17 protein-coding genes and 1 riboswitch are annotated in these 21981 nt (G+C 48.1%); of the genes, 11 read left to right on the forward strand and 6 right to left on the reverse strand.

The annotated features are described in order from the left end of the window. Positions 1–26: 26 nt before the first annotated feature. Both KQI22_RS12110 and KQI22_RS12115 read right to left on the reverse strand, forming a co-directional pair. Entirely contained in the window at positions 27–1379 is a 1353-nt protein-coding gene (locus KQI22_RS12110) for an MATE family efflux transporter (protein WP_216552705.1), read from the reverse strand. Beyond that, entirely contained in the window at positions 1376–1825 is a 450-nt protein-coding gene (locus tag KQI22_RS12115; protein ID WP_216552707.1) for a MarR family winged helix-turn-helix transcriptional regulator, read from the reverse strand. Before KQI22_RS12115 ends, KQI22_RS12110 begins: the two co-directional genes overlap by 4 nt. Positions 1826–2062: 237 nt before the next feature. On the opposite strand from KQI22_RS12115, the gene cls reads away from it, so the two are divergent. Next, positions 2063–3604 (forward strand): cardiolipin synthase, encoded by a 1542-nt coding sequence (cls, locus tag KQI22_RS12120; protein WP_216552709.1) that lies wholly within the window; start codon positions 2063–2065, stop codon positions 3602–3604. A gap of 13 nt (positions 3605–3617) precedes the next feature. Continuing rightward, positions 3618–4118 (forward strand): NUDIX hydrolase, encoded by a 501-nt coding sequence (locus tag KQI22_RS12125; protein ID WP_216552711.1) that lies wholly within the window; start codon positions 3618–3620, stop codon positions 4116–4118. Here the strand turns inward: KQI22_RS12125 and hydE are convergent. Beyond that, a complete protein-coding gene (gene hydE, locus KQI22_RS12130; protein WP_216552713.1) occupies positions 4115–5164 on the reverse strand; it encodes a [FeFe] hydrogenase H-cluster radical SAM maturase HydE in 1050 nt (349 codons plus the stop codon). The genes KQI22_RS12125 and hydE overlap by 4 nt on opposite strands. A gap of 230 nt (positions 5165–5394) precedes the next feature. Here hydE and KQI22_RS12135 point away from each other — a divergent pair, with 230 nt between their 5' ends. Next, the gene (locus KQI22_RS12135) at positions 5395–8763 is read left to right on the forward strand and encodes a PD-(D/E)XK nuclease family protein (protein WP_216552715.1); all 3369 of its coding nucleotides are present in this window, start codon (positions 5395–5397) and stop codon (positions 8761–8763) included. Continuing rightward, positions 8717–12289, forward strand: coding sequence for a helicase-exonuclease AddAB subunit AddA (gene addA / locus KQI22_RS12140; protein ID WP_216552717.1), 3573 nt, complete (start codon positions 8717–8719; stop codon positions 12287–12289). Before KQI22_RS12135 ends, addA begins: the two co-directional genes overlap by 47 nt. A gap of 69 nt (positions 12290–12358) precedes the next feature. Here the strand turns inward: addA and KQI22_RS12145 are convergent, their stop codons facing one another. From KQI22_RS12145 to KQI22_RS12155, 3 genes are all read right to left on the reverse strand, one after another. Then, positions 12359–13324, reverse strand: coding sequence for a glycosyltransferase family 2 protein (locus tag KQI22_RS12145; protein ID WP_216552719.1), 966 nt, complete (start codon positions 13322–13324; stop codon positions 12359–12361). 23 nt (positions 13325–13347) lie between these two features. Next, on the reverse strand, positions 13348–14022 hold the full coding sequence (locus KQI22_RS12150; RefSeq protein WP_216552721.1) for an energy-coupled thiamine transporter ThiT: 675 nt from the start codon (positions 14020–14022) through the stop codon (positions 13348–13350). A 59-nt stretch (positions 14023–14081) separates the two neighbouring features. Further along, positions 14082–14180: riboswitch (TPP riboswitch) on the reverse strand. Positions 14181–14233: 53 nt separating this feature from the next. Continuing rightward, on the reverse strand, positions 14234–14515 hold the full coding sequence (locus KQI22_RS12155; RefSeq protein WP_216552723.1) for a hypothetical protein: 282 nt from the start codon (positions 14513–14515) through the stop codon (positions 14234–14236). Positions 14516–14586: 71 nt separating this feature from the next. On the opposite strand from KQI22_RS12155, the gene KQI22_RS14080 reads away from it, so the two are divergent. The 7 genes from KQI22_RS14080 to KQI22_RS12190 all read left to right on the forward strand — a co-directional run bounded on the left by KQI22_RS14080 (position 14587) and on the right by KQI22_RS12190 (position 21817). Continuing rightward, positions 14587–16110, forward strand: a complete 1524-nt coding sequence (locus KQI22_RS14080) for an HAD hydrolase-like protein (RefSeq protein WP_216552725.1) — start codon at positions 14587–14589, stop codon at positions 16108–16110. Between the two features lie 163 nt (positions 16111–16273). Beyond that, positions 16274–17950 carry an acetolactate synthase large subunit gene (locus KQI22_RS12165; RefSeq protein WP_253293629.1) on the forward strand — a complete coding sequence of 559 codons (1677 nt, stop codon included), beginning with the start codon at positions 16274–16276 and terminating at the stop codon, positions 17948–17950. A 217-nt stretch (positions 17951–18167) separates the two neighbouring features. Then, complete coding sequence (locus tag KQI22_RS12170) at positions 18168–18662, forward strand: PD-(D/E)XK nuclease family transposase (protein WP_216552727.1); 495 nt, start codon at positions 18168–18170, stop codon at positions 18660–18662. Beyond that, positions 18649–19152, forward strand: coding sequence for a PD-(D/E)XK nuclease family transposase (locus KQI22_RS12175; protein ID WP_216552729.1), 504 nt, complete (start codon positions 18649–18651; stop codon positions 19150–19152). The genes KQI22_RS12170 and KQI22_RS12175 overlap by 14 nt, the downstream gene beginning before the upstream one ends. A gap of 159 nt (positions 19153–19311) precedes the next feature. After that, positions 19312–20388 (forward strand): DUF6282 family protein, encoded by a 1077-nt coding sequence (locus KQI22_RS12180; RefSeq protein WP_216552731.1) that lies wholly within the window; start codon positions 19312–19314, stop codon positions 20386–20388. A gap of 55 nt (positions 20389–20443) precedes the next feature. Next, entirely contained in the window at positions 20444–21151 is a 708-nt protein-coding gene (locus KQI22_RS12185; RefSeq protein ID WP_216552732.1) for an L-2-amino-thiazoline-4-carboxylic acid hydrolase, read from the forward strand. A gap of 30 nt (positions 21152–21181) precedes the next feature. After that, positions 21182–21817 (forward strand): GntR family transcriptional regulator, encoded by a 636-nt coding sequence (locus tag KQI22_RS12190; protein ID WP_216552734.1) that lies wholly within the window; start codon positions 21182–21184, stop codon positions 21815–21817. The last annotated feature ends 164 nt before the right edge of the window (positions 21818–21981 follow it).

Here is a 21981-nt window from a genome sequence, read left to right on the forward strand (position 1 = left end):
GCCCGGTTTTTGTCTCTGATAAGGGATTAGGTTCTCTGGGCGGATGCTTTTGCCAGCTTCCGCTGAAAATAGATGAAAAAGAGTACATTCAGAACAATGCCTACTGCCGTGGAAACAGGGGCGGCAAGTCCGATCTTTGTCAGGCTGGCATCCGGCTGGATACTCATAAAGTAAGCCAGAGGCAATCTGACAAGCAGTGTCTGCGTGAGTCCCTGGATCATGACCCAGAGTGTCTGGTTATTGCCGTTGAAATAACCGACCATACTGAATAAAACAGCAGTCAGGATCGTTTCGGGGGCGAAGCCTTTCAGATAAGCAAAGCCGTTTTGGACAACCTCTGCATCGGTGGAGAAAATACCGGTCAGCAGGTCGCCCTTCAGCAGAACAAGTACAAATACACAGCAGCCGAAGACAAGCCCGATCCCAATGCCGGTCAGCATGGACTGGCGGGCACGTTTGGGATTGCCTGCCCCTACATTCTGGGCAACAAAGGAAGCCATGGACTGCATGAGGGCACTTGGGATCAGCATGGCAAAGCTGACGATCTTACAGGCAACACCGTAACCGGAGGAAGCGGTCAGTCCCAGACGGTTGACGAAGGCACAGAGTGCCAGAAAGGAAATCTGGGTCAGACATTCCTGCAGTGCCAGTGGAAGCCCGATGCTTAAAAACTTGCGGCATTGTGCGTTTAATCGGAAGTCTGCCTTTGTGATCGTGAAGGGCAGCTCTTTTTTTGCCAGTATACAAAGTGCAAATACAACGCTGACAGCCTGCGCCAAAACCGTGGCGAGGGCAGCACCCGATGCATCCATGTGCAGACCTGCAACAAAGACAAGATCGCCGATGATATTAACGATACAGGCAACCAGTACAAAGAGCAGCGGAGAGCGGCTGTCACCAAGCCCTCGGAAGATGGCGGCAAGTAAGTTATAGGCAACAATAAAGAGAATACCGCAGCCGCAGATGCGGACATAGCTTGTTGTGGCTGCCAGTGCTTCTGACGGTGCCTGCATCAGAACAGAGATCGGGCGGGCAAAGCATACCAGTAATACGAGCAGGATAAGGGCAAGTATCGTAAAGACGATGGCACCACCGCCGAGTACAGCTCCGATCTGTTCCTGCTTTTTCTCACCAAGGTAACGCGCGATCAGTACGGTGATACCCATGGCAAGCTGTATGACCACAAAGGTCACAAGATTCAGTACCTGACTGCCTGTGGAAACGCCGGAAAGTCCTGCGGTCGTACCGAAACGTCCGACAACCAGAAGGTCGACAGCACCGTAGGCTGCCTGCAGGACAAGGGCACCTAAGATCGGAAGCATAAACAGTGCCAGTTTTTTGAGAATACTTCCCTGTGTAAAATCAGTTTTATCATTCATGTAAGAGAAATCCTCCTTTCAGACATTATGTCATACATTTTTGAGATCGTGCGGATCGTGCAGTCCGCATCCGCTTCCGGGATATCACAAAGCAGTGGTGCGAGCTGACTGAAAAATTCTTCGTTATATTTCCGGGAAAGTGCTTTCCCGGCTTCCGTCATGGAAAGATAGGTTACACGTTTATCCTGTGCAGAAGAAACCTTCTGCAGATAACCTTTTGCTTCCATTTCCTTAACAGTCCGTGTTACGCCGGGGCGTGGAATGCCCAGCCTGTCGCTGATATCGGATACCTTTACGCGCATGCCCTTCTGCTCCATTGTTTCGATCAGATCAAAGAAATGAATGTAGGAGGGGGTAACGCCATCGGGAAGTGTGGGAAGCATGGTGCGGATCCGCTGCGCCTGATAGCAGGCATCCAGCACGGCTTTTATCGTTTCCATTTTCATATGCAAAGCTCCTTTCTTACAAATATATAATTACCATAGATAATTACCAAAAGTAATTATATGGGGATTGTACAATAAAGTCAACAGTTTTTTAAGCAGCAGATAGGCAACCGGCATAGCAGGCTGGCAACCTAGCAGGTTATCTGGATGGAACTGCAGGTCGGTTACCTGAACGGAAACAGGTAGATTTTTCCGCAGGATTTTGTTATGATGTTACGAGGTAGGTGATATATACAAATGAGAGCTGAAACAAAAGGTGTAGTAAAAAACAGTGTCAGCCGACTGATCTTTGCGGCTCTGTCAGTGCTGGTGCAGGTTGTATGGATCCTGCATCTTCTGATCCGGTTAAATAAATATTCCACATGGATCTCACTGGCGACGAGTGTGCTGTCTTTTATACTGGTGCTGCATATTTACGGAAGGGAAATGAATGCGGGCATGAAAATGCCGTGGATCATGCTGATCCTGCTATTCCCCGTCATGGGTGTCTGCCTGTATCTGTTCTGTGGTCATTCCAGTGCCACGAAGGGAATGCGGAAGCGTTTTCAGACGACCTGGGAAAAACTCCGCGTCTATCTGCGGAAGGATGATCCTGTTATGGAAAAGCTGAAAGCGCAGGATGTGACTGCTTATCATCAGAGCTATTATATCGGGAAAAAGGTAGGCTATCCGCTGTATGAGAATACAGACGTCGTTTTTTATAAAGAAGCAGCCGACGGATTTCATGCACAGATTGAAGAAATGAAGAAAGCGCAGAAGTTCATCTTTATGGAATACCATGCCATAGAGGATCGGGAAGCATTTGCGGAAATGAAAGCGGTGTTGTTTGCAAAGGCAAAGGAAGGCGTGGAGATCCGCATTGTGTATGATGATGTGGGCAGTGTCGGTTTTATCAGCCCGGAATTTGTCAAGCAGATGAAGGCACATGGCATTGACTGCAGGATCTTCAATCCGATGATGCCCGTTCTGAATATTTTTATGAATAACAGGGATCACCGTAAGATCACGGTCATTGATGGCAGGGTTGGTTTTACGGGCGGTTATAATCTGGCGAACGAGTATTTCAACATCACACATCCGTACGGTGTATGGAAGGATTCCGGCGTCCGGCTGGAGGGAGAAGCGGTCAGAAGCCTGACGCTGATCTTTATGGAAATGTGGAATGCCATCCAGGATACGGATACAGAGTATGAGAAATATCTGCCGGATCACGATTTTGAGGCAAAGGGCGGCGGTTATGTACAGCCGTATGCAGATAGTCCGCTGGATAAGGAACGTGTGGGCGAGAATGTTTACATGAACGTCATCAAGGGCGCAACGGAGTATGTGTACTTCATCACGCCGTATCTGATCATCAGCGATGAGATGAAGCGCGAGCTCGGGCTGGCAGCAAAACGCGGTATCGATGTGCGGATCGTTACACCGGGTATTCCGGACAAGAAACTGGTATACAAGCTGACGCGTTCTTATTATGCGGGGCTGATCCGCGATGGTGTGCGTATTTATGAATATACGCCGGGCTTCTGTCATGCGAAGCAGTGTATCTGCGATGGAAAGATCGCAACAGTGGGAACGATCAATTTAGATTACAGAAGTTTGTATTTCCACTTTGAAAACGGTGTGTATTTATATGATGTACCGGCGATCAAAGACATCCGTCAGGATTTTGAAGAGGTATTTGCGGTTTCAACCGAAGTAGGAAACAATTATCACAGTACGAGATCTCCGCTCAAGAGACTGGGACAGTACTTCCTGCGTCTGTTTGCACCGCTTCTGTAAGAAGGAGGAAATTATGGAATTTTGGGATATTTATGATGCAAATAAAGAAAGAACCGGCCGTACGATGAAGCGTAACGACTGGATCCTGCAGGATGGGGAATATCATCTGACCGTGCTTGGTGTGGTAAAAAGAACAGAAGGGAAATTCCTTATTACGAAACGTGTCATGACAAAGGCATGGGCTCCGGGCTGCTGGGAGGTATCCGGCGGTGCTGCGCAGGCTGGAGAGGATTCTAAGGATGCGGTACGTCGAGAAGTGCTCGAAGAAACGGGGCTTGATGTGGCAAATGCCGACGGCGGTTATGTGTTCACTTATAAAAGAGAAAATCCGGGAGAAGGGGACAACTATTTTGTAGATGTTTACTGCTTCACACTGGATTTTGCGGAAACGGATCTGAAGCTGCAGGAAGCAGAAACAGACGGTTATATGCTGGCAACCGCACAGGAAATCGCCGCACTTGGAAAAGAGGGCAAGTTCCTGCATTATGACAGCATCAAAAGAGTGTTTGACTAGCGTCTGACATCACCGATGTCCGTTACGATATGATATCCTGCAGCTTTGACACGCTGCTCTAAACAAGATCTGCACTGCGCGCTTTCTTCGCCGGTGCAGATTTTATTTTCATACAGTTCATACTTTTTTCTGACACGGACAGGGGACAGATTGGGCATTACTACGTTAGCCCCGGCTTTCAGTCCGAGTTCTCTGCCGTTTGGTGCGATCGTACCGAGCGCGGTCGTGGCGGGCAGAAGTACATAAGGGAACAGAAGCCGTAAAATGGCAAGCAGCCGTAAAGTAAGCGCAAGCGAACCGTTTGGCTGACCGGCAAAAGTTGTCTGGGCGTGGGAAATATAGGGCCCGATACCGATCATATCGGGAGAAAGTGCCTGCAAAAAGCGGATGTCGCAGACAAGCTGGTCGGTTGTCTGATAAGGGGAACCCACCATAAAGCCTGCACCAACCTGATAGCCGATCTCTTTCAGGTCATACAGACAGCGTTTGCGGTTGGCAAGGGACATGGAAGCGGGATGCAGCTTTTCATAATGCGCCGGATCTGCCGTTTCATGGCGCAGCAGATAGCGTCTGGCACCTGCATCAAAATAAGCCTGATAGTCTGCCTTTGTCTTTTCACCGATGGAAAGCGTGATGGCACAGTCGGGAAATGCCGTATGGATCGCCGCCACAAGAGAGCAGATCCGTTCTGTTGTAAAATAAGGATCTTCCCCGCCCTGCAGGACAAACGTACGAAAGCCGAGTGCATAGCCTTCCCGGCAGCAGGAGAGGATTTCTTCTTCTGTCAGCCGGTAGCGGTTAGCATGGCTGTTTCCTGCCCGGATACCGCAATAGTAGCAGTCGTTTTTACAATAATTGGTAAACTCGATCAGACCGCGCACAAAAACAGCATCTCCATACACCTGTCTGCGTACAAGATCTGCCTCTGCAAAAAGGCGGTCATCATAGTCTGCTGTATCAAGCAGCGCGGCTAACTCTTCGTCAGTCAGCGGCTGCTTACCGATCAACTTTTCAAATCCTGTCTCTGCAGGTCTGTTTTCTGCCATAGTGCCTCCGATGATATATCCATGAAATAGTAAACAAAACAGTATATAATAGATAGATTTCATGCATTATCTTATAAAGCGTGTGTGAAAATGTCAATATACCTATAGAAAAGCGCGCGTTGAAAATGATTTGGAAATGAGAGAGAAAGTGTGACAAACTGCCTCTAAAAATGGTACACTGGATAAAGAAACAGAAAGTAGAGCAGAACTTTCAGACATGAGGACAGAACATGGGATTACAATTTGTATTTGGCGGCTCCGGCAGTGGAAAGAGCACGCTGGTCTTTCAAAAAGTCATAGAACAGTCACAGCAGGATATGGCAAAGCATTTCTTCCTGATGGTACCGGATCAGTTTACGATGTACACACAGAAGGAAATCTGTGAGATGCATCCGCGTGGCGGGATTATGAATATCGATGTACTGAGTTTTTCCAGACTCATTCACCGGATCGCGGACGAAGTGGGACAGAAAGAACGTGTGATGCTGGATGACACGGGGAAAAACCTTGTGCTCCGTAAGGTGGCGGCAGATGTGGAAGAGGAGCTTGTGCTGTTTCAGAAGAAGCTGAAACGACCGGGCTATATTCACGAGGTCAAATCCATGCTGTCGGAATTTTATCAGTATGATATCTCGCCTCAGGAACTGGAGCAGATGGCGGATGCAGCAAAGGGCAGGGGACTTCTGCCCTATAAGCTGCGCGATCTGAAGCTTTTATATGAAGGCTTTCAAAAGTATATTCAGGAGAAATATATTGTAACGGAAGAAGCACTCGATGAACTGTGCCATATGATACCGCAGTCTCAGATTCTGCGCAATGCAGTGCTTGTATTTGACGGATTTACCGGATTTACGCCGATCCAGAACCGGGTCATTTTAGAGCTCATGCATGTGGCGCAGGAAGTGATCATTACGCTGGATGCGGACAGCGAGGCGGATCTGCACCGGACAAAGCAGCATCTGTTCGGGCTTTCTGCCGGGACATATCATAAGCTGGCAGGGCTTGCACGGAAGGAAGCTATTACGGTAAGGCAGAATATTTATCTGACAAAGAAGCCGGTCAGCAGATACCTGCATAACCCGGAACTGGCATTTTTAGAGGCACATCTGTTCCGCTATGACAAGGCGTTTTATCCGAAGGAAACACAGATGATCCGGATCGGGGAGGCGGAAACGCTTGTCAGTGAAGTGCAGCGGATGTGTATCCATATCAAACGGCTGGTCAGAAAACAGGGGTACTGCTATCGGGATATTGCAGTTGTGACCGGTGATCTGAACGGATATGCAAGCATTGTGGAGAAGGAATTTCTACGTTATAAAATCCCGCTGTTCTTAGACCAGAACCGAAGTGTGTTGCATCAGCCTGCGGTAGAATACGTCAAAGGTGCCTTGCAGCTTGTGCGGGATAACTTTTCCTATGAAAGTGTGTTCCGTTTCCTGCGGACAGGTATGACGTCACTGACGATGGATGAGATCGACAGACTGGATCTGTATGTAATGAAAATGGGAATTCGCGGCAGAAAGCAGTATGGACAGCTTTTTACGCGTGGGGAGGAAGCAGGAGAAATGAACGCTCTGCGGGAGAAGCTGATGGAGGAGATCGCGCCGCTCCTTGTCCGCTGTAAAACGGCAAAGGAATATACCATGCAGGTGTACAGTCTGTGTGAGAAAAACAGCCTGCAGAAAAAGTGCCGGGAGCTGGCAGCGCAGTTTACAGAGGCGGGCGACCTTGTCAAGGCAAAGGAATTTGAAAAGATCTATCCTGCACTGATGGATCTGCTTGACCAGATTTACGGACTGATCGGCGAGGATCCGCTTTCGCTGGAAGAATTTATCCAGATCTTTGAGGCGGGTGTTTCGGAGATCCAGATTGGAACGATCCCACAGAATGTCGATCAGGTTGTGGTAGGCGATATGGAACGAACCCGTTTAAAGAAGATCAAGGCGTTGTTTTTCCTGGGTGTCAATGATGGCGTGATCCCTGCCCGAGGCGGCAGTGGTGGTCTGTTATCGGATATGGAGCGGGAATATCTGATCGAAAGCGGCAGAGAGCTGGCACCGTCTCCGCGGCAGAAGCTGTTTGAGCAGCAGCTTTACCTGTATCAGAATATGACAAAGCCGACGGAATACCTGTTTTTGTCTTATGCCAAGGTAGACAGTGCAGGAAAGACGAGACTGCCTTCCTATCTGATCCGTGTCATGACAGGGCTGTTCCCAAAGCTCCGTGTGCAGACAGAAGCAGAAGAAAACGAAGGATTTCTTGCAGAAGTGGAAAGCGCAGAGGACGGACTGGACGATTTTGCAGGACTACTGCGCAAATACAGGGAAGGCAGTCTGGAAAAGCAGGCACTTCCTAAGCTGCGTGTCCTGCAGAAGGTGTATGATACACCGGATGCAGAAAAGATCCGGGAAGCAGCCTTTTACCGGTATGAGCCGGGGAAATTGTCCAGACAGGCGGCAGACAGTCTGTATGCGGAGCGGAACCAGGGCAGTGTCAGCAGACTGGAGCTTTTTGCATCCTGTGCCTATGCACATTTCCTGCGTTATGGACTGGAGCTGATGCCAAGAGCCGAATATACCTTTGAGGCGGTGGATTTCGGTAGTGTGTATCATGGCGTGCTGGAACTGTTTGAGCGGGGGCTGAAGGAAGATGGGATCTCCCTCCGCACGCTGACTGAAGAAGAAATGGAACAGCGGCTCTGGGAGGCATTTTCCGTGCTGACAAAGGAATATGGTGAAACGATCCTGTACAGCAGTGCCAGAAACGAAAGAAGGATCCGGCAGATGCACCGGCTTTTGCTGCGCAGTGTCAGGACGATGCAGTACCAGATGCAGAAGGGCAGCTTTGAGCCGACCTACTTTGAACAGAAATTTCGTATGAAGGGAGCTCTCCCGCTGGTCGGTAAGATCGACAGGATCGATATCCGCAGGGAAAATGATACGATCTACCTGAAAGTCATGGATTATAAATCAGGCAGGAAGCAGTTTTCACTGGATGATGTGTATTACGGACTGTCCATGCAGCTTCCGGTTTATATGAATGCGGCGGTTTCATTTTTGCAGGAACGTTACCCACAGACAACTATTATACCTGCGGCAATGCTGTATTACAGACTGCAGAAGCCGATGATCGAACTAGAAGGCGCAAAGGCAGAGGAGGAGATCGAGGCAGAGATTCGCAAACAGATGAAGCCGGACGGACTGCTTCTTGCAGAAGACTGTGTGCTTACCATGCTGGATGAGGGCTTTACGACGGAGTCGGATGTCATGCGTGTTGGCAGGAAAAAGGATGGCAGCTTTAAGGCGGCTTCGCAGGTGATCTCCCAGGAAGATCTGGAGCTGTTGCTTTCTTACACGCAGAAAAAGGCGGAGCAGATGATGCAGCAGATGACAGAAGGAGAGATCGCGGTAACTCCGCTGAAAAACGGAAATCATACAAGCTGTGAGTATTGTGAATACCGGGAAGTCTGCCGGATGGATGAGAGAATAGACGGCTACAGTCTGCAGGAGCTTACACCACTTACGGATGAGGAAAGAAAGGAGGCGATGGAACGTGCAGTTTACGGAGGACCAGAAGAAGGTCATCGAGACGAGAAATAAAAATATACTGGTATCGGCTGCGGCGGGAAGCGGTAAGACAGCGGTTCTGGTACAGCGTATCCTGTCGCGGATCACGGGGCCGGATCCCATTGATATCGACAGGCTGCTTATTGTGACTTTTACAAGTGCGGCGGCAGCGGAAATGCGGGAAAGGATACACGCAGCCCTGTTGCAGGCGCAGACAGAGCATCCGGAGGATGAAAACCTGCAAAAACAGGCGTCCCTGATCCACAATGCACAGATCACGACGATCGACAGCTACTGTATGTTCCTGCTGCGCAACCACTTTCATGAGATCGATCTGGATCCGTCATTCCGTATCGGAGATCCGGGAGAGATCCGGCTGCTGGAAAAGGACGTTATGCAGGCAGTGCTGGAAGAAGCATATGCCAAAGCGGAGCCTTCCTTTTTAGAGCTTGCGGATACCCTCAGCCCGGATGCAAAGGATGGCAGGCTGGAAGCACTGGTGGATGAACTGTATCGTTATGCGGACAGCCATCCGTGGCCGGAGGAGTGGCTTTTGCACTGCAGAAAAGAACTGGAACATATAACGGCGGATACGCTCTGGCAGACACAGTGGATGCAGTATCTGCTGCAACGGCTGGAAAAGACACTGCAGGCGGCTGTTTCTCTTGCGCAGGCAGCACAGAAGGTATGTGAAAAGCCGGCGGGACCTTATATGTATGCGGAATGTCTGGAGCAGGATGAAGCCTTTTTACAGGAATGCCTTGCACAGAGCCGGCAGATCTCCGGGATGGAAGATCTGTATGCACTGGGAGAGCGGATCAGCAAAGTGAAATGGAGTATGCTTTCCCGCAAAAAGGATGAAAGTGTCGGGGAAGCAGAAAGGCAGCAGGCAAAAGATCTGCGTGATTCCTACAAGACACTGCTTGCAAAGCTTTCCGTATACTTTGCGGATCCGGCGGATATTATGCTGGAGCGGGAGCAGCAGGCAGCAGCCCTTTCCGTGGCACTGCTTGATCTGACGCTTGTATACAGAGAAGCACTGGCGCAGGCAAAAAAGGAGAAAAATATACTGGACTTCTCCGACGCGGAGCACGCGGCTTTATCCGTTCTGATCAGAGACGGTGAGCTGACGGAAACTGCAAAGAGCTACCAGACTTTTTATGAAGAAGTCATGATCGATGAATATCAGGATTCCAATATGGTGCAGGAACTGCTGCTTTCGAGTGTTTCCCGGAAAGGGGAAAAGCCGGACCGTTTCATGGTGGGCGATATGAAGCAGAGTATTTACAAATTCCGTCTTGCCAGGCCGGAGATCTTCATGGAAAAGTACAGGAGTTATCAGAGCGGAGAGGAAGAAAGCTGTCTTATCACACTGAAGAAGAATTTCCGTTCCTGTGCAGAGATCTTAGAGAGTGTCAACGACGTATTTTCTGTGATCATGGAGCCTGAGATCGGCGGAATTGCGTATGATACGGATGCCCGGTTATACCCGGGACTTTCCATGCAGCCGGGCAGCACGGAGCTGTTATTGTATGAAAGTCAGGAAGAAGATACGCTCACAGGCAGGGAAGGCGAAGCCTATATGATCGCAGAACAGATCCGTGCGCTTGTAGGCAGGGAGCAGATCGAGGATGTCAAAACCGGACAGATGCATACGCTGTCTTATCGGGATATCGTGATTTTAGTGCGTGGCGGCGCAAGCGCAATCGAACAGTTGCAGGCAGTGCTGACAGAGGAAGGGATCCCTGTGCATGTCACCTCGAAAACAGGGTATTTTTCCGCGATGGAGGTCAGTCTGTTTATGGACTTTCTGCGGGTGTGCAACAATCCGTATGAGGATATTCCGTTCTGCAGCGTGGCAACTTCTCTTTTCATGGGCTTTACAGAAGATGAACTGGCAATGATCCGGGCAAAGACAACGCGTGGCAGGAGTCTGTATGAAAGCTTCCGGGAATATGTGACGCTCGTAGAAGATCCGGTGCTGGCGGAAAAGATACAGACAGCCCTGCAGATGCTAAGTGCGCTCAGGGAGCAGGCAGTGACAGATTCCATGCCGGAGTTTGCACAGGCGGTGATGCGCCGTTTCCATTATATTGAATACATGACAGCACTTCCGGGCGGAGAGCAAAGGCGTGCCAATCTGGAAATGCTGCTGGAAAAGACGGTGGAATTTGAAGCGACCAGTTATCATGGGCTGTTTCAGTTTATCCGGTATATGCAGCAGCTGCAGAAATATGATGTGGATTTTGGAGAATCGTCCCTTCTTTCCGAGCAGGCGGACGTTGTCAGGATCATGACGATCCATAAAAGTAAAGGTCTGGAATTTCCGGTCTGCTTTGTGGCGGGACTGGATCGCAAATTCAATCTGCGGGATACAACAAAGCAGGTGCTGATGGATGCGGACTGGGGCATTGCCATGAACTATATTGATAGTAAGCGGCAGGTAACTGGGAAGACACTGCACAAGCAGATGCTGGCGGAAAAGCTGAAACGGGACAGTCTGGGAGAAGAAATCCGTGTACTATATGTGGCAATGACCAGAGCAAAGCAGCGGCTGTATCTGACGGCGGCAACGAAAAAGGCGGAAGAACGCCTTTTGAGCTATGCCTATCTGCAGGGAGAAGCTACTGCTGTATCCGATTATGAAAGAAGCAATGCGGGCTGTTTTCTGGATTATATCCTGCTGGCACGAACAAAGCATGCAGAGCATATTGGACTTCGGATCATCCGGGAAGAAAATCTCCAGTATCAGAATCTGGCAGCACAGGCGACGCAGCTTGGCAGGAAGGAAGCATTAAAACTGCTGGAGCAGGAAGGCGAAGATGCGCTGTATGAGAGCCTGCAGGAGCGTTTTTCCTATGTATATCCACATGCGGATCTGGAGGGGCTTTATACAAAGACCAGTGTATCGGAGCTGAAGATCGCGGCAATGGATGAGGAAGTCCATCAGATGTTTGAAACAGAGGATGTGACAAAGCCGTATCTTCCGGCTTTTATGCGTGCGGAGGAAGAAAAGAGCGGCGGAGCTGCCCGGGGCAGCGCGTTCCACAGACTGTTGGAGCTTCTGGACATTGCCGCTTATCGGAAGTATGCCGGTGCGGCAGAAAGAAAAAAGGTACTGCAGCAGGATATTGCTTCTTTTGTGGCGCAGGGCAGAATGAGCGAAGAATATGGCAGCCTGATCGATATCCGGAAAATCGATGCTTTTCTGCAGTCCGATGTAGCGGGCAGAATGGCGGCTGCACAGGAAAAAGGACTGCTGTTTAAAGAGCAGCCATTTGTGCTCTCCGTAGCGGCAGATGAAGTACAGGAAGGCTTCCCTGCCACGGAAAAGGTGCTGGTGCAGGGAATCATCGACGTTTACTTTGAGGAAGCGGACGGTATTGTGATCCTGGATTATAAAACAGACAGGGTACAGAGTATGGAAGAACTCTGGGACAGATATGAAACACAGCTTGATTATTACGGACAGGCGGTAGCACGTCTGACCGGAAAGCCTGTGAAAGAAAAAATACTGTATTCATTTTCTAAACTGGAAGAAGCATCTCATGTATTATAAAGAAAACCCCTTTTGCCGGACGAAATAAGTCTGACGAAAGGGGTTATTTTTGTGCTGTGAAATATTCTTTTATTCGGAAAGTGCTGCCTGACATTTTTGCAGGGCAGCTTCCGCTTTTTCATGTACCGCAAGCTGCAGGATACAGGGAGCGGAAAGTGCGGCGGAAAGCCAGATCGATGCTTCCTGCGGATCGGAGACCGACAGATAATAGCAGCCGATCTCATAGCAGACTTCTGCACACCCGTCTCCTTCAAAGGTCACAGCCTTCATCGCGTATTTGAAAAATGACGGGATATCGTTTTTCTCCCGGTAAGCTCTTGTCAGAACGCAGCAGGCTTCCAGCCATTCATCCAGACTGCGCGTATTGTCCTGCAAGGTATCGGTAAAGACCGGAATGGCGTGCATGAGTTCGCTGTACTGTCCGGCGATCAGAAGCTCTTTGGCATAAAGCGTATGGAGCGAGGTGGGAATACGGATCCCATCTGTGTACATTTTTTCAAATGCCTGAATATCGCGTGAAGCATGGGATGAGGTCGGGAAATGACAGATCTCAATGTCGCTGTCATAAATGACGGGCTGGATCTGCACCGTTTCATGGATCGGATTGACCCAGGTAAAGGTACGCAGCCGCTTATACAGCTTGGGGCGGTATTCTTTGTCGTAATTGTAGATCGTATTATAGGAAAGCTGATTACAATAGTACATCTGCACGATGTCGATCTCCGGCAGAAGTCCTTTTTTCAGAAGCAGGAACTTGTCATGATTTTCCGCATCCAGTACCTCATCCGCATCTGCACAGTAGATATACTGGGCGGACGCCTTGGAAAAGGAATAGTTCCGGGCATCGGCAAAATTACCTGTCCACGTGAAATCGTAGATCTTTGTCGTGTAACGTTGCGCGATCTCCTTCGTGCGGTCTGTCGAACCGGTATCGACAATGATGATCTCGTCCATCAGATCTGCGATGGAGGAAAGACAGCGGTCAAGTACTTCTTCTTCGTTTTTGACGATCATGCAAAGACTGATTGTAATCATAGGCATTTTTCCTTTCTATGCCATCAGGAACGTGCCATATCACTTACCTTATCGATGGCTTTCTTTACAGGTGGCAGGTTAATGACGATCAGTGTGATGATCATTTCTGCCAGTACATAAGAATAATTATAAACGATAGGGTAGATCGCTGACAATGATTTTGGGAAAGATTCCGGCATATAATCCATCCAGTAAATATAACCGCCGATCGTATGGAACAGACCGCGGACAAGTGCACCGACGATATAACCAATCGTCAGGCCGTGCTTTTTGCCGTACCAGAGACCTGCAAGACCAAGTGCGGTGAAGGCAAAGAAGTAATCACAGCAGGTCTGGAAAGGAGACAGGAAGTAGCTGCCGCCTGACTGGATAAACTGCAGGATACTGTAAGCAAAGGCTGTGATCAGACCAACCTTGATGCCATACAGATAACCGATATAGCAGATGAAAAACATGCTGAATAAGGTAACGGAACCGCCCATCGGAAGCTCATATTTGATATAAGAGGTGATGAAAGCCAGTGCCAGTGCGATACCGGCAAATGCAAGCTGCTTTGCCTGGAACTTCTTGGCATTCTGCTTCTTATCCACGATAAAAGCGGTCAGGAACATGATGATGAGCATCAGGATAACAAGGGCGATATAGCCCGGTTTGGTAAGGGCGAAGTAACCGTCCTCACTGGTGATAAAAGTAGACATAAAAAATCCTCCTTTGTGTGCAGGAGGGGAGATTGAAACAGAAAAAGGACACAGCCATGGCTGTGTATTTTCGGCTTCCCTTCGCCGGCATTATCCGGATCAGGTATTGAGGGTTAGACCATTGGTCAATCTCAGCAGTAGCTCCCCTAGCGCGTATTTAATTTTTACACAACAACTATAACGGCATTTTCCGGTTGCGTCAAGAGGGAGTTTACGCGTATAATGTAGAGCGCATAGGAAAAACAAGCGGCTGCGAAGCAGACATTTGTTTTTCCTGCGCGACTAGCGAACGAATATCCTGCGGAAGCAGGATGAAGAGTGCGGCAGCACGGATTCGTGAGCAACAAAATCCAAAAACAAGCGTCTGCGAAGCAGACATTTGTTTTTCCTGCGCGACTAGCGAACGAATATCCTGCGAAAGCAGGATGAAGAGTGCGGCAGCACGGATTCGTGAGCAACAAAATCCAAAAACAAGCGGCTGCGAAGCAGACATTTGTTTTTCCTGCGCGACTAGCGAACGAATATCCTGCGAAAGCAGGATGAAGAGTGCGGCAGCACGGATTCGTGAGCAACAAAATCCGAAAAACAAGCGGCTGCGAAGCAGAAATGAGGAAAATGATGTATCAATATATTTTATTTGATCTGGATGGCACACTGACCGATTCTAAAGAAGGCATTACCAAGTCAGCCCAATACGCCCTCCGGTCTTTCGGAATAGAAGAAAAAAATCTGGACAAGCTGGAGCCGTTTATCGGACCGCCGCTTTCGGACAGCTTCCGGGAATTTTACGGTATGAATGAGGCAGACACCGAAAAGGCAGTACGCACCTTCCGGGAACGATTTGAAACAGTCGGGATCACAGAAAATAAGATCTATCCGGGCGTGAAGGAAATGCTGCAGGAGCTTAAGGATAATGGCTGTCTTCTGGCGATCGCATCCAGTAAGCCGGAGGTATCTGTTCACAGGGTGTTGCAGATGTTTGAGATCGAGCAGTATTTCGGTATCATTGTCGGAAGCCTGAAGGACGGAACAAGAACGACAAAGATCGAGGTCATGGAAGAAACCTTTGCCCAACTCAAAAAGAAGGTGGGAAGAGCCTACAGTGAAAAGAAGGTGCTGATGGTCGGTGACCGGAAGTTTGATATCGAAGGCGCCCGGCATTTCGGTGTAGACAGTGTCGGCGTTACCTATGGCTACGCAAATGACGGCGAGCTGACAAAGGCGGGAGCAACTTATCTGGCAGAGGATCCGCAGGCAGTTGCCAGCCTGATCACCGGGAAAAAGCCATATCAGAAGTATGCGGATAGGAGCTCTCTGAAAAAGACACTGGAGATCCTTGCACCGCTTGCCGCTTACTGGCTGATCCAGCTCGCTGTTTATAATATCCTATATTATGTACTGGCGAAGTCCGGGGAAGTATCGACGGTATGCAGCGCATGGCTGAATGTGGCAGCGGCTATCGCAACATGGCCGTATGTGGTCAGATGCTATCAGAAGAGCCGTACACCGGACTGCGCAGAGGTTGTGACAAGAAGGAAAAAGAAACGTATTACCCGGGAATGGGGACTGGTCGCAGGTTACGGGATCAGTCTGGCACTGTTTCTGAATCTGTTTATCTCCCTGCTGCAGCTGACACAAAATTCTGCTTCTTACCAGAAAGTTGCCGGTGCACAATATGGAATTCCACTTCCGCTGGGACTATTCGTATATGGACTTGTGATGCCCTGCACGGAGGAGCTTTTATTCCGTGGTGTGATCTACAACCGGATCAAAAAGTATTTCCCGCGCGTTCTTGCCATGCTGCTGAGTGGCCTTGTATTCGGCTGTTATCACGGAAATCCGGTACAGATCCTGTATGCCTCCCTGATGGGACTTGCCATGGCACTTGTGTATGAAAGCTATGGTAGGATCAGTGCACCGATCCTGTTCCATATCAGTGCCAATGCAGTGGTCTATACCTGCTCCAGGTTCGGCTTTTTTGCAGGGGGCACCAGGACCATGTTCTGCATGATCCTGATGCTGGGGCTTTCCCTTCTGCTGACCTACTGGTATGCAAAAGGCTTATTTTCAAAGTTTATAAGCAGATAAGGAATTGCGATAACGCATTTCTCCAAATACATTGACACAGACGGTCTGCATGTTAGAATGAAACTGCAAACAGGCAATGGGGTCTGAAAAACAGAGCCCGGCGCTATGTCATGTGTCAATGATCCATGTCTGCTGTGGCTCCGGTGATAGGAGAGAACGAGAGATGAACACAGCAGAAGTATTGGTAAAATGTCTGGAAAACGAAGGTGTTAAATATATCTTCGGAATTCCGGGAGAAGAAAATCTGGAAGTCATGAAAGCACTTCAGAATTCTACGATCAAATTTATAACAGTCAGACATGAGCAGGGTGCAGCCTTTATGGCAGATGTGTATGGCAGACTGACCGGAAAAGCGGGCGTCTGTTTATCAACACTCGGGCCGGGCGCAACCAATCTGGTTACAGGGGTAGCGGATGCTAACTCAGATGGAGCACCTCTTGTTGCCATTACAGGGCAGGTTGGTACAGAGCGGATGCATCTGACTTCCCATCAGTTTTTGGATCTGGTCAACATGTTTTCTCCGATCACGAAGAGAAGCAAGCAGATCGTCAGACCGGATACCGTCAATGAAATTATCAGGATTGCATTTAAATATGCGGAAAATGAGAAGCCGGGGGCAACTCATGTGGATCTGCCGTGCAATATCGCACGGATGGAAGTCCCGGACGGGCCTGCGACAAAACCGCTGAAGCATCATAAGCCGAATATGGAAATGGCATGTATAGAAAATCTGGAGGAGGCAGCAGGTGCGATCTTTCAGGCAAAGAAGCCTGTTATGCTGGTCGGACATTCTGCGGTCAGGAACAAGGCCTCCAGGGAGATCACTGCATTTGCGCGTAAGATGAAGATTCCGGTCATCAATACGATGATGGCAAAAGGCGTCATTCCGTTTGATGATCCGTACTCTATGTGGACGATCGGTATTCCGCAGAAGGATTATGTGGATGTCATACTGGAACAGGCGGATCTGGTGATCGCAGTCGGCTATGATATTGTGGAGTATGCACCCGCTAAATGGAACGCGGACGGAAAGCATGCGATCCTGCATATTGATGCAAGACCGTGTCATATCAATAAGCTGTATCAGCCGGATATTGAAGTCGTCGGCGATATTTCTTATTCCCTGAAACAGATTTCTCTTCGCTGCAAGCGGACAGAAGAGCCGGAATGGGCATTTGAGATCAAAAAGCTGATGGCAGAGGAATATGAAAGCTATCAGAATGACCAGTCATTTCCGATGAAGCCGCAGAAGATACTGTCTGATGTGCGCCGTGTGCTTGACAGGGATGATATTGTGATCTCGGATGTGGGTGCTCATAAAATGTGGATCGCGCGGGAGTATCGCTGCTATGAGCCGAATACCTGTATCATATCAAACGGCTTTGCCACGATGGGTATTTCCGTGCCCGGTGCACTTTCCGCCAAGCTTGTAAATCCGGATAAAAAGGTGCTTGCCATCACAGGAGACGGCGGCTTTATGATGAACTGTCAGGAATATGAGACAGCACTGCGCGTAGGTACACCGTTTGTAACGCTGATCTTCAATGACGAAAGCTATGGCCTGATCAAATGGAAGCAGGAAGACCGCTATGGCAGCAGTTGTTTCGTTGATTTTACCAATCCGGATTTTGTTAAGTTTGCAGAAAGCATGCATGCGATCGGCTACCGGATCGAAAAGGCGGAAGATCTTCTGCCGACACTGGAAAAGGCATTTGAGCAGACAGTACCTGTCATTATCGACTGCCCGGTTGATTACGGTGAAAACACAAAGCTGACGGAAAATCTTGCAGAAATCTATGCCAAGCTGCATGAGAAGTATTGCGGCAAGGATGAAAAATAAGCGTGAAAGCCTTCGGTTTGTAGGAAGTATTCTATGAGCCGAAGGCTTTTTCTTTTCTGGATTTCCATAGTTGACTGCAAAGGGTTCCTCTGCTATCATAACTATATTCGCCGTGCCTTTCCGGCAACGGCTATCTCAGAGCTTCGGCTCATCTTGAAAGGGCTTTTCGCCCGGATTTTCCATTATTATTCTATCAATCACATAAGGAGGACACTATATGTCACAAAAAGAAAAAGCAAATACTTGGGAAGCAGTGAAACTGTCGGAGGCAGCGGAGGCACTGAAAAAAGCAACGGGTGTAATTCCGTATACATTTTTAAACGATTACATGTTTCGGGTGATCTTACAGAAGCATAAGAATGTATTGCGTTCCGTTGTATGCGCTTGCCTGCAATTGAAAACAGAGGAAGTACAGGATATCGTTGTGCAAAATCCGATTGAGCTTGGGGAAGCGATTGATGACAAAACATTTATCCTGGATATCAATGTACTTCTCAATAACAATACGATCATCAATCTGGAAATGCAGGTGCTTGATCTGAAAGACTGGCCGGAGCGGTCGTTATCCTATCTTGCCAGAAGCTATGATAACGTAGCAAAAGGAGAGGAATACATGAATGTCAAGCCGGTATATCATATCGGCTTTTTAAACTATACACTTTTCCCCCAAATATCCGGAATTCTTTGCAAAATACCGGATGATGAATCTTAAAAATCACAATGTATATACTACAAAATTTAACCTGTATGTGGTAGACTTAACACAAATAAAACTGGCAACAGAAGAAGACAGGGAATCAGGACTTGTATATTGGACAAAAATCTTCAAGGCGAAGACTTGGGAGGAGCTGAGACAGATGGCAGAAAGAAATCAGGAATTACAGGAAGCCACTGAGGCATTATATGTTTACAATCAGGATGAAATAGTAAAAGAGCAATGTCGTGCAAGGCAGGACTACTACAATCACGAACGTGGGACCCAGAAGAGACTGGAGGAAGCAAGGCTTGCGCTTGAGGAAAGTAGGGCAGAACTTATGAAAAGTAATGCAATCATAGAGTCGCAGAAGGAAGTAGTAAAAAAGGTTGTAAGGTCATATGCAGAAAAAATGCATATAACTGAAAAAGAGGCATGTAAACAGCTTGGAATCAAAAACGAGCCTGATAACTTTAGTGCTATCAAAACTATACATGAAGAAAAATAGAAAAAAGCTCTTGACAAAACAATAAGGCAGATATAATATGCAGATAAGCAAAGGTGCTTTTCAGACAACGAGGTCTTGAAAAGTGCCTTTCTTTTTTTACCAACAACTTGTATACAACAGAAATACAAATTAAATACAACACAAAAGGAGGAACACATTATGAACATTTATCCAGCAAACTTTGACAAAAACGATTGGCAGTATTCCAGAAATTATCAGAGAAGTCTTGATCTTTTGAAAGGCTCTATCGACCTTCATGTACATGCAGGCCCACACCTGATCAGCAGCCCGCGAAGCGTGAATCCGGTACAGGCAGCGATCGAAGCCAGAGATGCCGGTATGAGAGGTATCGCTTATATGTGTGTATTCAACTGGTCCGTCGGTACCGCATGGATCGTCAATGAAACAGTCCCTGATTTCTGTACATACGGCGGTATCATTTTAAATACGGTACTTGGCGGTATGAATCCAAGAGCAGTCAAAACGGCTGTTTACTACGGCAGTGGAGCAAGATATGTATCCTTCGGTGCACATTCCACAAAATATCAGGCAGGTGTGGAAGGCAGATATGTAGACGGACAGTGGAAGAGACTTGTAGATCTGTATCCTGAATTTGTGGAGGAAGAATACAACAGATGTATCGAGATCCCGCTTGATAAGCCAACCAAAGAATTTGATGAGATCATGAAGATCGTTGCAGATAACCCGCAGATCTATTTAGTCAGCGGACATATTTCCAACGCAGAGGCATTAAAGCTCTGTGATTACGCACAGGAATACGGTATCAAAAAGGTTCTGTTATCCAACGCCGTAACAGAGCATCTGTCAGAAAAGGAAATCGATTATGCGATCAGCAAAGGTGCCAAACTTGAGAAGTGTCTGGCTGAGCATACACATACAGGCTCTATTCCGAAAACACATTATTATATTGAGCCACAGTACAGAGCTTATGATGAAGGACAGTCCGGTGCACCGGCAGGTGGTGTGTTTGCATCTGCTAACCAGATGAAGAAATTCGGTGTTGAGAACTTCATTATCGGTACAGACTTCGGTGTTTATACACTGCCACATCCGGTAGAAGGCTTCAGAGAGTGGATCGCATGTCTGATGGACTGCGGCTGGACAGATGAAGAGATCCGTACAGTCAGCACTTACAACCCGGCCAAGATGCTGGATATTGATGTAAGAAAGCCAATGCCTTGGGAGAAAACAGAGGAAAGCGGCGAAGTAAAATAAGTACAGAAAGGGTAGACATGATACTGTTATATGTGTATCATGAAAAGGTCAGGATATGGCAGAGAAATATACAGTAGAACAGCATGCAGCACTGATCGGTCTGACAGGCAAATGTCTGGAAGAGCTGCTCGGTGATTACGGAAAAGACGTTTATATCAACTGCATAACTAGATATGCAAGGCAGCGGGGCAGACGCATGCGCAATCGTGCCATACGTGACGGCAGGCCATTAAATTATGAAACATTTCTTGCATACGGGGAGCTGAGCTTTGAAACGCTCCCCGGTGACTATCAGGTGAAATCGGAATCGCCTGTTTTTATCAACTGTTGTATGCGCTGCAGATGGGATCTGGGCTGGAAACAGTATGGGCTGTCAAAGTACGGAGAGGCATATTGCAAATATGTGGATATCAATCTCGTGCAGGGCTTTCACCCGGATATGGTCATGATCGCAGAAACGATGATCGGTCTGGGAGATGACTGCTGTACGTTCGTGGATGTCGGCTATGAGCAGACAGAGGAGTCCAAGGCGCGTATCGCACAGATAAAGCAGGAACTGAACGGAAAATACGTCAGAGATTTCCTGTATCACATGGCACACTGGCTGAACGCAGCGACTACGATCGTAAAAGGCATTGTTTCAGAAACGGATCTTGCACAATTTACGCAGAATCTGAAGGCGCAGTTTGCATCACTTGTTGGTGATGCGCTGGCAGAGGAGGTTTTTGCAGCCGCCGATCAGGATTTTGATGTTTACGATTAGCAGAGGCAGGAAAGAAAAGGAAGGGATTATATGGAAAACGGGGGATTACGGGAACTGGCTTATCAGAAAATGAAAGAAATGATCCTGACCTGTGAGATCAGACCGGGGGAATTTCTGGATCTGGTAAAGCTCGGAAAACAGCTTGGTATCAGCAGAACACCGATCCGCGAGGCGGAAACAAAGCTGGAGAGAGAAGGGCTGTTGCAGATCATTCCGCAAAAAGGGGCATATGTATCGGCTATTTCACCGAAGGTCGTCAGAGATGTCTATATGACACGAAAGCTGCTCGAACCGGGTATTATCCGGTTGGCGGGAAGCGGTATTTCCAAAGATCATCTTAGAAAAATACGGGAGCAGAATCTGGCGGATACAAAAGAGCAGGATCTGGGAGCACTGGTAGAGACAGACGACGCCCTGCATAAGGAGATCGTTTATTCCACCAAAAACCAATACATTATTGATATTTTTGAACAGCTCTGCGATCAGAAAAAGCGGATCAACATTATGAGCGGTGCAGTCAGTGAGAAACATGAAAATAACCGCAGGGAGCACAATGCGATCATAGATCTTCTGCTGGCAGAAAAGTATGAGGAAGCGGCAGTACTGATGGAACAGCATCTGGACGATGCACTCAGACAGGCGATGAACCAACTGATTTATAATTAATTTCTATAGGTGCTGTAACGAATCCTGATAAGTGATTTGGGAAATTGTACATTAGTCAATGATGTGACACCAAGTTTTTAAAATAAAAAACGGTATGATCCTATAGATATATCACCTGATACAAATGGTTAGGTTTCCAGTTCATGGCGTTTTTCCAGTGGTGA

Origin of the sequence: Kineothrix sp. MSJ-39 (genome assembly GCF_018917935.1) — a bacterium.
GTDB lineage: Bacteria > Bacillota > Clostridia > Lachnospirales > Lachnospiraceae > CAG-194.